The 11,228-nt window shown below is 45.0% G+C and carries 6 protein-coding genes; all 6 read right to left on the bottom strand.

Annotation, left to right across the window (positions count from 1 at the left end; all coding sequences use genetic code 11):
* Positions 1–51: 51 nt before the first annotated feature.
* Complete coding sequence (locus tag NST33_RS26670; RefSeq protein ID WP_026081466.1) at positions 52–1,737, bottom strand: ABC transporter substrate-binding protein; 1,686 nt, start codon at positions 1,735–1,737, stop codon at positions 52–54.
* A gap of 331 nt (positions 1,738–2,068) precedes the next feature.
* Positions 2,069–3,772 (bottom strand): ABC transporter substrate-binding protein, encoded by a 1,704-nt coding sequence (locus NST33_RS26675; RefSeq protein ID WP_336764773.1) that lies wholly within the window; start codon positions 3,770–3,772, stop codon positions 2,069–2,071.
* A gap of 389 nt (positions 3,773–4,161) precedes the next feature.
* Complete coding sequence (locus NST33_RS26680) at positions 4,162–5,850, bottom strand: ABC transporter substrate-binding protein (protein ID WP_339179489.1); 1,689 nt, start codon at positions 5,848–5,850, stop codon at positions 4,162–4,164.
* 190 nt (positions 5,851–6,040) lie between these two features.
* On the bottom strand, positions 6,041–6,943 hold the full coding sequence (locus NST33_RS26685; protein WP_036606894.1) for a carbohydrate ABC transporter permease: 903 nt from the start codon (positions 6,941–6,943) through the stop codon (positions 6,041–6,043).
* A 15-nt stretch (positions 6,944–6,958) separates the two neighbouring features.
* A complete protein-coding gene (locus tag NST33_RS26690; RefSeq protein ID WP_036606891.1) occupies positions 6,959–7,942 on the bottom strand; it encodes a sugar ABC transporter permease in 984 nt (327 codons plus the stop codon).
* A gap of 278 nt (positions 7,943–8,220) precedes the next feature.
* On the bottom strand, positions 8,221–11,130 hold the full coding sequence (locus NST33_RS26695) for a sugar-binding domain-containing protein (protein WP_339305667.1): 2,910 nt from the start codon (positions 11,128–11,130) through the stop codon (positions 8,221–8,223).
* Between the last annotated feature and the right edge of the window lie 98 nt (positions 11,131–11,228).

Here is an 11,228-nt window from a genome sequence, read left to right on the forward strand (position 1 = left end):
CCCCATATAGGGCCCTTTCCTTGTTTAACCATGGATCACAGACAATCCATGTTATTTTACGTCTTTTCCTGTCCACAGAGAGACACGTTCCTTAACCCAAACCGTAAATTGTTTCTCCATTTCAACTGCACCCGCTTTGTCCAAATCAGCCAGTAAAGCATCATAGGTTGCATCAAAGTTTGCTGGTGTAGTCAGAACAGCTTCCGGAATCCGTTTACGGATGATATCCTGTGTTTTCTGGAACGTTACCTCATAGTCTGTACCGGAAGGTACGGACATGTTATACGCTGCGCCCCAATCCTTAACTGGCAGATCTTCTTCAGCCGGATAGAACTCTTTCCAAGTCGTGATACCGTAAGCTTTCAGTGTTTCTTTCTCTGCAGCTGTGTAACCAGCTACAATCTGCTCTGGGAAGTTCGTTGTGTAATAGTTATCCGTTGAATCTTTTACCCCATCACCGTATCTTGCGCTAAATACGTTGTACATCCCAATTCCTGTTTCCTTACTGAAATTGGAGTTGTCATTCGTTTTGCGGTCCTGAACGTCATCTGGAATCACGCGTTTACCATCTTCTACGTTGTAATGTTCACCTTCGATACCCCAGTTTCTCAGAACTTGTCCTTCATCGGAAGCAAGCCAATCCATGAATTTGATGATACGCACTGGATCTTTGGCCGAAGTTGTAATCCCGATGCCATAACCGTCAAATCCGGCTGGTTGGAACGTGTGATCCACAATTTCATCGTTAAGTGATACAGAGAAGTGAGCGTATGTGGCATCATCCTTGCCAGATGATTTAAGTGCGTTCTCCGCTTCTTGATAGTTCCACTCTTGGTCAATCAGACCGAGGACACGACCACTGGCAATTTTGGACTTGTATTGGTCATCCTTTTGAACAAATGCATCTTTGTCCAGTAGGCCTTCATTGTACATTTTATTCAACCAGCGGAAATATTCTCTTTCCTCTGGACGTTTGTAGTGCAATTTTGCTTCATACGTTTCAGGGTCAATGTAATATTCACCATCATCCGGTGCACCTGTTGCCTGGAAAGCTGGATTCGTTACCGTGATCATGATTTTCCAATCATCTGCATTTAATGTTAATGGAATGGTTGGTTGACCATCAATCGTTGGATGTTTTTCATAATAGGCTCTGAGTACATTCTCGTAATCCTCAAGTGTCTTCACTTCAGGGTATCCAAGCTCTTTCAATACTCTTTGTTGAATTTCGAATCCACCTGTAGCGTCAAACGTAACATTATCGACACCCATATTGGTTGGAATGGTATAGATCGCTTGATCTTCGAGACTGTATTTCAAACGGTTCATCTGTTCCCCATAGATTTTTTTCAAATTGGGAGCATGCTCCTCAATCAGATCCGTGAGATCCAGCATCGCGCCTGCATCCACAAGCTTAGATAAGTTACCTTTAGGGTAAATCATATCCGGAAAGTCACCACTGGCAGCCATCAGTGCAATCTTCTGGTTACCACCATCATTTACATCATATTCAGCTTCAATTGTAACGCCTGTTTGCTCCGTGATCTTTTTACCAACAGCATCTTGCATCTTGTTCCAGGTGGGACTAGCATCCGCTCCGAAGAACGTAACTGTAATGGGTTCGGTACCGCTGGACTCCGAAGTCTCTTTGGTTCCCGAATTCCCGCAGCCAGCTGTAACCAACATTGCACTTGCGAGCATCAACATTGCAAACGTCTTGGGTGTATTGCCTTTCATTTTGCCTCTCATTGTCTAGTTCCCCCTATTATTTATGAAGGTTTTATCTGTATAACAGGCTTTATGCCTGAGGATACCACTTTTTTTGAATACGCTTTCGAGTTCATTCATTCCGACGTTTTTAGTGAAGCTGACGTTTCGATTCTGTAAAAAGAAGATTATTCTTCTAACAGACGTAAAACGTTTTCGGAAATGAAATAAACCGCTTACTGAAAGTGCTTACATGATAGATTATACTGCTATCACCACCTTACGTCAACAACAAAAAAAGCCCTTTTTCAAGAGCTTTTTTGCAATGAAAATCCTTAACTTTAATGCTTTGTTTTCAAGCTTATTTCACATCTTTTCCAGTCCACAGGGAGACACGTTCTTTCACCCAAACCGTGTATTGTTTCTCCATTTCTACTGCACCTGCTTTATCAAGTTCAGCCAGGAGACTGTCATACACGCTGTCAAAGTTCTCAGGTTTGGCAAGGATCGCTTCTGGGATCCGTTTGCGGATGATATCCTGTGTCTTCTGGAATGTTACGTTGTAGTCTGTGTCAGAAGGTACAGGCATATTATACGCTGCGCCCCAATCTTTCAGTTTCAATTCATCTTCGGATGGATAGAAATCTTTCCATGTTGTGATACCGTATGCTTTCAACGTTTCCTTCTCAGCCGGTGTGTAGCTTGCTTGGATCTGCTCTGGGAAGTTCGTTGTATAGTAGTTGTCTGTAGAATCTTTTACACCATCACCGTATCTTGCGCTGAAAATATTGTACAACCCAACTCCTGTTTCTTTCGTGAAATTGGAGTTGTCATTTGTTTTGCGTTCCTGAACATCGTCAGGAATCACACGTTTGCCATTTTCTACATTGTAGTGTTCACCTTCAATACCCCAGTTTCTCAACACCTGGCCTTCATCGGAAGCGAGCCAATCCATGAATTTGATAATCCGTACCGGATCTTTGGCCGAAGTTGTAATCCCGATGCCATAACCGTCAAATCCTGTTGGCTGGAATGTATGATCCACAATGTCCTTATTCAGGGACACGGAGAAGTGAGCATATGTGGCTTCGTCCTTGCCTGCTGCTTTGAGAGCGTTCTCAGCTTCGCCATAGTTCCAGTCCTGGTCGATCAGACCAAGTACACGGCCACTGGCGATTTTGGATTTGTATTGATCATCTTTTTGAACAAAAGTATCTTTGTCGAGCAGGCCTTCATTGTACATTTTGTTCAACCAGCGGAAGTATTCTTTCTCCTCTGGACGTTTGTAGTGAAGCATCGCTTCATACGTTTCAGGATTAATGTAATATTCCCCATCATCCGGTGCACCTGTTGCCTGGAAGGCCGGGTTCGTTACCGTGATCATGATCTTCCAGTCATCTGCATTCAATGTCAGTGGAATGGTTGGTTGACCATCAATCGTTGGATGCTTTTCATAATACGTTCTAAGAACGTTTTCGTAATCCTCAAGTGTCTTCACTTCTGGGTACCCCAGTTCTTTCAACACTCTTTGCTGAATTTCGAATCCACCACCTGCATCAAAAGCGACGTTATCTACACCCATGTTGGTTGGAATAGCATAGATCGCTTGATCTTCCAAACTGTATTTCAAACGATTCATCTGATCGCCATATATCTTTTTCAGGTTAGGTGCATGTTCCTCAATCAGGTCAGTCAGGTCCAGCATTGCGCCTGCATCCACCAGCTTCGACAGGTTACCTTTAGGAAAGATAATATCAGGGTAATCACCGCTGGCAGCCATCAAAGGTATCTTTTGGTCGCCACCATTGTTCACATCGTATTCTGCTTCAATTGTAACACCTGTTCTTTTGGTAATCTCTTGGCCCACTGCATCTTTCATGTTGTTCCAGCTTGGACTTGCATCTGCACCAAAGAATGTAAAGGTCACTGGAGTGGTTGTATCTCCGGAATCAACCGGCTTTTCTGAAGCGTTAGTTCCTCCTCCACTGCCGCTGCATCCTGCTGTAATTGCAAGTGCACTGGCTAACAGAAGCATTGCGAATGTTTTTGGTGTTTTGCCCTTCATGTGTAATCCCCCTTATGGATATTAATGAAGCTGTATATTTGTATAACAGGCTGACCTGCACATACCGTGACCAGATGAAACAAATGTAATTTTCTTGTTTTTATAACATTAGAAGCGTTTTCTTTAAAACGGTGAATGGATCTTCACACACCTTAATTTACTCGTCACCCTCTGGAATTCCCCTTGAATAAATGAGAATGATGTATGTTGTTTTTCTCTGATGTACGAGACAATGTAAGTGCTTTCATAATTGAATAATAATCGCTCCTATATCCCTTGTCAATAGTGAATTTATAAAATTGAAAACGTTTTTTAGAAAACGTTTTAGGTATAAAAAAGAACCCGGTTATCCGGGTTCTTTCTCGGTTTGAATCCATTTAATCGATAGCTTATTTAGTCTCTTCACCGCTCCACAATTGAACACGGTTTTGAACGAGTTCTGTGTATTGTTTCTCCATATCCTCTGCTCCTGCATTGTTCACTTCATCAATCATGCCATCATAGATGGCATCGAACTGCTCAGGAGTACTCAGGATGGCTTCCGGGATGCGTTTCCGAATGATATCCTGTGTTTTCTTGAAGATGACGTTGTAGTTGGAGTCACCTGGTGTTGGCAGATTGTATGCTGCTCCCCATGGTTTGATCGGGAACTCGTCTTCACTCGGGAACAGATCTTTCCACGTCGTAGCACCGTAAGCTTTGAGTGTTTCTTTCTCTGCATCGGAATATGCTGCCACGATCTGTTCAGGGAAATTCGTAGTGTAGTAGTTATCCGTTGAATCCTTCACACCGTCTCCATAGTGACCAGACATATTGGTGTACAGTCCAATACCCGTTTCTTTCTGGAATACGGCTGCATTATTGGTTTTCTGATCCAGAATGTCGGCAGGAATGACACGTTTGCCGTCCTTCACTTCGTACTGTTTGCCCTCAATTCCCCAGTTCATCAGCACTTGCCCTTCTTCAGAAGCCAGGTAATCGAAGAATTTGATCGTACGAACCGGATCAGGATTCGATGTGGTAATCCCTACACCCCAACCGGATACAAAACCTGGATCTTGGTAAGCATGATCCTTGATATCCTCGGACAGGGTTACCGGGAAGTGTGAATACGTTGCTTCATCCTTGCCCGCAGATTTCAGTGCATTTTCTGCATCGGAATAACCCCAATCCTGGTCAATGACACCCAGAACACGTCCACTTGCAATTTTGGATTTGTATTGGTCTGTTTTTTGGATGAAGCTGTCCTGATCCAGCAATCCAGTGTTATACATATGGTTCAACCAGCGGAAGTACTCTTTTTCCTCTGGACGTTTGTAATGCAGACTTGCTTCATACGTCTCTGGATCGATATAGTATTCACCGTCATCCGGAGCACCTGTTGCCTGGAAGGCAGGGTTCGTTACGGTAATCATGATTCTCCAATCATCCGCGTCCAATGTTAACGGGATTGTTGGCTGACCATCAATTGTTGGGTGTTTCTCTTTGTACGCCTTCAATACATTCTCGTAATCCTCAAGTGTACGCACTTCCGGGTATCCGAGTTCTTTCAGTACACGGTGTTGAATACCAAATCCACCACCTGCATCAAAGTACTTCTGGTCTACCGCATAATACGTCGGCAGCACATAAATAGCCTGATCTTCATTACTGTATTTCAACCGGTCCATGTAATTACCATACAGCTTCTTCAGATTGGGAGCATATTGGTCGATCAGATCTGTCAGATCGAGCATTGCTCCGGCATCCACCAGTTTGCTGAGTTCTCCTTTGGGGGAGACAATATCCGGATAGTCTCCGCTCGCCGCCATTAAGGATATTTTATCTTGACCACCACTAACGGCAAATTCACCGTTAAGGGTTATCCCTGTTTTTTCCGTAAGGACTTTACCTACTTCATCCTTCATGCCATTCCAGTTCGGACTGGGGTCAACGCTGAAGAAATCAAAAGTAAGTGGAGTTGTCTCTGCGCTTGTATCCTTGAACGACGTATCACTGCCGCTTCCTCCACCGCAACCTGCGAGTAAAGACATTGCAAGCACTGGTGCCAGTGCAATCTTCATTTTGGAACTTGCCATAATGGTAATCCTCCCTGTTTCATATGTCTGTTTGTCCGGGACTTTTTTGTCCCTGTCTATAGCTTCATGAATACCACACCGCAGCCCTATACGGTGAAGCGCAGACCAAATGGCTGCGCTTCGGGTATCCTGATGCTTCATTTGTTTGTAGATGTACGGCCGCTCTATGTGGCAGCCTGTACCCAATTGTTTAACCTTTTACTGCGCCCAGTGTCATACCGCCAACAAAGTACTTCTGAAGGAATGGATATACAATGAGGATTGGAACCGTTACAACGATCGTAATCGCCATTTTGATCGATTCCGGTGAAATCTGTGTCATTTGCTGTGCCATATCATTGGCATTTCGTCCAGCACCTGAGCCTTGCTGCGTACTTTGCAATACTTTCATCAGCTCATATTGGAGCGTGGTCAGATGTGCCTTTGAACCATTATACAGGTACGTATCGAACCACGCATTCCATTGACCTACAGCCAGGAACAATGCGATGGTAGCAAGCACTGGTTTACACAGTGGCAAGATGATTCTGTAATAGATTGTAAAGTCATTCGCTCCGTCCAGCTTCGCGGATTCCTGCAATGAGTATGGCAGGCCATCAATGAAGGAACGGATGATGAAGACGTTAAATGCACTGATCATGCCAGGCAATACATATACCCAAAATGTACCGATCAGGTTCAAGTCACGCATCAGAATGTACACCGGAATCAGACCACCGGAGAAATACATCGTGAGCGCGAGCGTTGTGGAAACAAATTTTCTAAGTCCAAAATCAGGTCTGCTCAGTGTAAAGGCGATCATGGATGAACTGATCAATCCGAGCACAGTACCTACAAGTGTACGCAGAATGGAGATCTGCAAACCTTGTAACAATCCATCATATTGGAAAATCGTTTTGTAGTTCTGTAATGTGAATTCGCGAGGCCACAAGTAAATTCCGCCACGTACTGTATCTGTCGAGTTATTGAGTGAGATGGCTAGTACGTTAAGGAATGGATAAAGTGTTACAACCAGCACCATGGTCATCGCGAGGATGTTGAATATATCGAACAGTTTATCGCCCCGAGTAGCATTGAATGCTTTGTTCGCCATAATGTCGTCCCCTCCCTACATGATGCTTTCTTTAGTGAATTTTTTGAACAAGCCGTTCGCAGTAAACAGAAGGATGATACTGACAACGGAGTTGAATATACCTATGGCTGTACCATATGAGAATCGTCCCATATTCAAACCATAATTGAGCGCGTATAGATCAAGTACTTCCGAGTAGTCTGTGACCAGACTGTTGCCAAGCAAGAACTGCTTCTCGAAACCGATACTGATAAGATGTCCAATTGACATGATGAAAAGTACGGAAATCGTGGTCCGTATGCCAGGCAGCGTGATGTGCCACATCTGTCTCCAGCGGTTGGCTCCATCTACACGGGAAGCTTCATACAGCTCATTGTCGATACCTGTAATCGCCGCCAGATAGATGATGGCATTCCAACCGGTTTCCTTCCACATATCTGAAGCGGTTACAATGTACCAGAACAAGTTCCCCTTGGCCATGAATTGGATTGGCTGATCGATAATGTTCAGTCCTACCAATAGATCATTGATAATCCCGCCATCGGTGGAGAGCATCTTGGTGATAATACCTGCCACAACGACCCAGGATACAAAGTGAGGCAGATATGATACCGTTTGCACGGCACGTTTGAAGAACATGCCTCTCATTTCATTCAGGAGAATAGCGAAGAATATCGGCACGATAAAACCGACAACCAGTCCCATCAAGCTCATTGCAAGCGTATTTCGAAGTACCAGATAGAAACGATCATCACTGAACAGCTCTACAAAGTGTTTAAAACCAACCCACTCTTGATCACCAAACGATCTGGCAGGTTTATAATTTTGGAAAGCCATCGTCCATCCCCATAGTGGCAGATAGTTAAATACGAAAACCCAAGCTACGAATGGCAATGACATGAGATAGAGATATTTCTGCTGTTTCATTCTGTCCCAAATTCCGTTCCGCCGATTCTTTAAAGGCGGTTTGGGGTCACTGCTTCTGTTCGCGGAAGCGGATTTTTTTGTTAGCGTTTCCATCTCCGTTCCCCCTCCTCTGTTTTATAAAATAATCATACCCGATAGAGCGTTTTCAAAATACCATCTGGATTTTAGAGAAAATCATATAAAAATTAGATATAGACATATATAATCAGACATAAATTCGTTAAAATCAGTGATAAATTCTACTTTTAAATGAAACAAAAGTTATATTAAGGTAATATATTATCTAAATTGGTAAATTTCGAAAACGTTTTATAGAAATCGTTTACTTCAAACTGATTGCATACAAAAAGGACCCTTTCGGGTCCCTATAATTACAATGTGAATTGAATCGTTTGCAGTTTAACGATGCCGAGTAATTGCGCTACGGATATGGAGGTTGCTGGACGGAATTGATCTCCATGCAGATACGCAAGTATCTCCTGAAATAAAAAGGCGACTTCTGGACGCTTCATTAAAGCCAGGTTGGCAAACGGAAGTGAGGATATCAAAATCTTACCCTTCCCTACTTTTGCCTCAAAGGCATAAGCGAGTCGTTTGGCCCGATGGAAATGGTCCACCACTTCGATCAGCGGCTCCACCCCGGGCAACGTATCCAAACATATCGCTGGTGTACCGTTCACCAAGTGATACCAATGCCAGTCCGAAGCCCCATCATGCGGGAAGGACCCTAGTAGTGCTAGCTGTTCTCTCAAATACATGCCCATCGTTGCACCAGGCTGTGTAGCAAACATCAGGTAATTCCAGAATACAGGCAGATACTTGGTCTTCACTGAATCATATAACCCTTCTGCGGTTGACTGTAGCCAAACACTCCCCCCGTTGACCACATAATCAACGACATTGGGTGTTAACGACTGAACGATCACCAAGTCAATCTCCCGATTTTTCAACAACTGAAATCCATCGATGCGATCTACGCCATCATGTTGTGCTTCCCCGAGAAGTGGCTGCAGCTCTGCCACGGTATTCCAGAACCGATTCGAACCCGGATGAGACTGATAAAAAGGAAACGACCAGCCATGCCATACATTCGCTACAGTTCTTTCCAAATCGCCTGATATCAACTCCGCCTCAATCCGAAAAGCCGCTGCTGCTTCCCGAGGTGCTGTAGCGACGATGCTTCCCAGTGACATGACGGACCCACATTGGATATCTCCGGTCTTCCATTCTCCTTCAGTGAGTATCACATCATCGCTTATTAACCTCCACTGAATGAGCGCGTCCTCAAGCGGCTCCTTACCGTAGTGAGAGATGCGTACATCGACATGAATGGATTCTCCGGCGTAAAATGTACGCTCCTTGCAGCTTAATAACAGCACCACATCTGCGTTGAAACGCATGAATTCTTCTGGTGTTGTAATGCCTTTGTCATCCCAAAATACATCAAGAATGCCCGTCGTAGCATGTCCCTGCCCTGGAAAATCGCGAATGTCCAGAAGCTGTACCCCCGCAGCGTCCGGTGTTCGCCGAATTCGCTCCATGGCTTCTTTTAAGGAACGTACCAGATGGGTACCACTGACCTGTTGAAAATGCTCGAGGTCCTCCATCATTCCTTTGTTAGTTAACGATTCTTCGATCGGTCGTAACCAGCTAGGACGCAATACGCCAGTATACTTGGCTCGCTCTTGGGGCCGCACATACATGGTGTACTGTGCATGTTCGTGCCCAATGACGGGATGCTCCGCAAGCCGGGTGACTGCATGATAGTCCAGCGTGGTATCCGGCACAGCTGAGTATGCGGATTCCAGGGGGGGATGCCAGTTCAACGACTGGATATAATAATCACCTTCCCGCCCTTGCGCCGGAAGTTGTCCAAAACCTGTATTGTCCGTATATAACCGGGTTGGGTCGATATCCCTTGCCCTCGATACCCATGCATTGAGTTCAGGGTGACCATTCGGGCCAATGAGTTCATTCCCCATGGAGAACATGACGAATGAAGGATGTCTATGCAGCGACTGAAGCAACCCGTCCAGTTCTTGTGTCAGATAGGACAATACTTCAGCTGGCGCAGACTGATCCGATTGCTCAAAGAAACGAGACCAATGGGGAAGTTCTGCCTGTACCAGCATGCCGACTTCATCAGCCGCCTCCCAGAAAGGCTCCGGCGCGCTCCACCCATGCAGTCGGACATGATTGAAACCATACGATCTGGCGATTCGAAACTGCTGAAGATAATGCTCCTTGTCCCAGACGGGATAACCCGTCAGTGGGAAGATACAGCAATCGACGTACCCACGCAGATATACTGGTGTCCCATTCAATTCAAGCTGCTTCCCGTTTGTTGCAAAGGAGCGTACACCAAATGATTGCTCCAGTCGATCCAGTTCCTGTTCACCTTCATGGAGACGGATCACTGCCTTGTATAATTCAGGGGATTCATCCGACCATTTTGCGATAGACTTTTCTGTTCCAAGTTCCAATTGCCACTGTTCTATTACAGCGTTGATTTCAGTTAAACCTGCTGAGCTTATATCCACATGTGATGGATCACTCAGATTCACATTACAACTATATCGATTAAGCCATGTGCCGTCCGGATGCTGGATATCCACATGTAATTGCATTGATCTAGCCGATTCATTTGCGGGAGCGCTTACAGTACAATCAACCAGAATGGTTCCGTTCTCAGCATCTGGTTGAATACGTAACGTCTGTAATCGGCAGGGAGGCATACTGTCCAGATAAACACCACCTGTGATTCCCCCCCAGGCTGTGGCCGTATGCAATGAATGAATATGGCTACCCGCCAGCGGAAGTTTCATCGTATTATCCACGCGGATCTCCACACGATTCACTTCTCCCTGCTTCACCAGAGAAGTGACATCCCACTTCTGTTGATTCACCAGACTATCCTGCTGCCCGGCATACTGTCCATTGATCCAGAGATGCGTTGTCCATCGGACACCTTCCAATCTGAATACATAGTGGCATCCGGGATCCTCTGATGGAACATGGACATCCTGAGCATACCAGGCTGAGCCTTCATACTCGCGTACCTTTGTCCAGGTATCGAGCCTTTCGTATTCAGGCTCATCTCCGTATCCTTGCTCTTCCCATGAACCGGGAATCTGAATGGTCTCCCATGATGTGTTTTCACACTGTGATGGCGGTAATATCTCTTGTTCAACGAGTTTATCGGACCCCAGATCCAAACAAAACTGCCATGTTCCATTTAAGTTCAATGGTTGACGTACAGCGCCTATATCAGATAAATTCATATCGTATAGCCATCCCTTCAACTGGATTCTTGTAAATCCAGTCTAAAATGTGAAACATTCCGTGACCATTGCTTATCATGGGAAGTGCATGGACAATA

Source organism: Paenibacillus sp. FSL L8-0435 (genome assembly GCF_037965655.1).
Classification (GTDB): Bacteria; Bacillota; Bacilli; order Paenibacillales; family Paenibacillaceae; genus Paenibacillus.

Coding starts and splice junctions, on each gene's coding strand:
- NST33_RS26670 (WP_026081466.1), bottom strand. CDS start 1,737: ATGAAAGGCAATACACCCAAGACGTTTGCAATGTTGATGCTCGCAAGT.
- NST33_RS26675 (WP_336764773.1), bottom strand. CDS start 3,772: ATGAAGGGCAAAACACCAAAAACATTCGCAATGCTTCTGTTAGCCAGT.
- NST33_RS26680 (WP_339179489.1), bottom strand. CDS start 5,850: ATGGCAAGTTCCAAAATGAAGATTGCACTGGCACCAGTGCTTGCAATG.
- NST33_RS26685 (WP_036606894.1), bottom strand. CDS start 6,943: ATGGCGAACAAAGCATTCAATGCTACTCGGGGCGATAAACTGTTCGAT.
- NST33_RS26690 (WP_036606891.1), bottom strand. CDS start 7,942: ATGGAAACGCTAACAAAAAAATCCGCTTCCGCGAACAGAAGCAGTGAC.
- NST33_RS26695 (WP_339305667.1), bottom strand. CDS start 11,130: ATGAATTTATCTGATATAGGCGCTGTACGTCAACCATTGAACTTAAAT.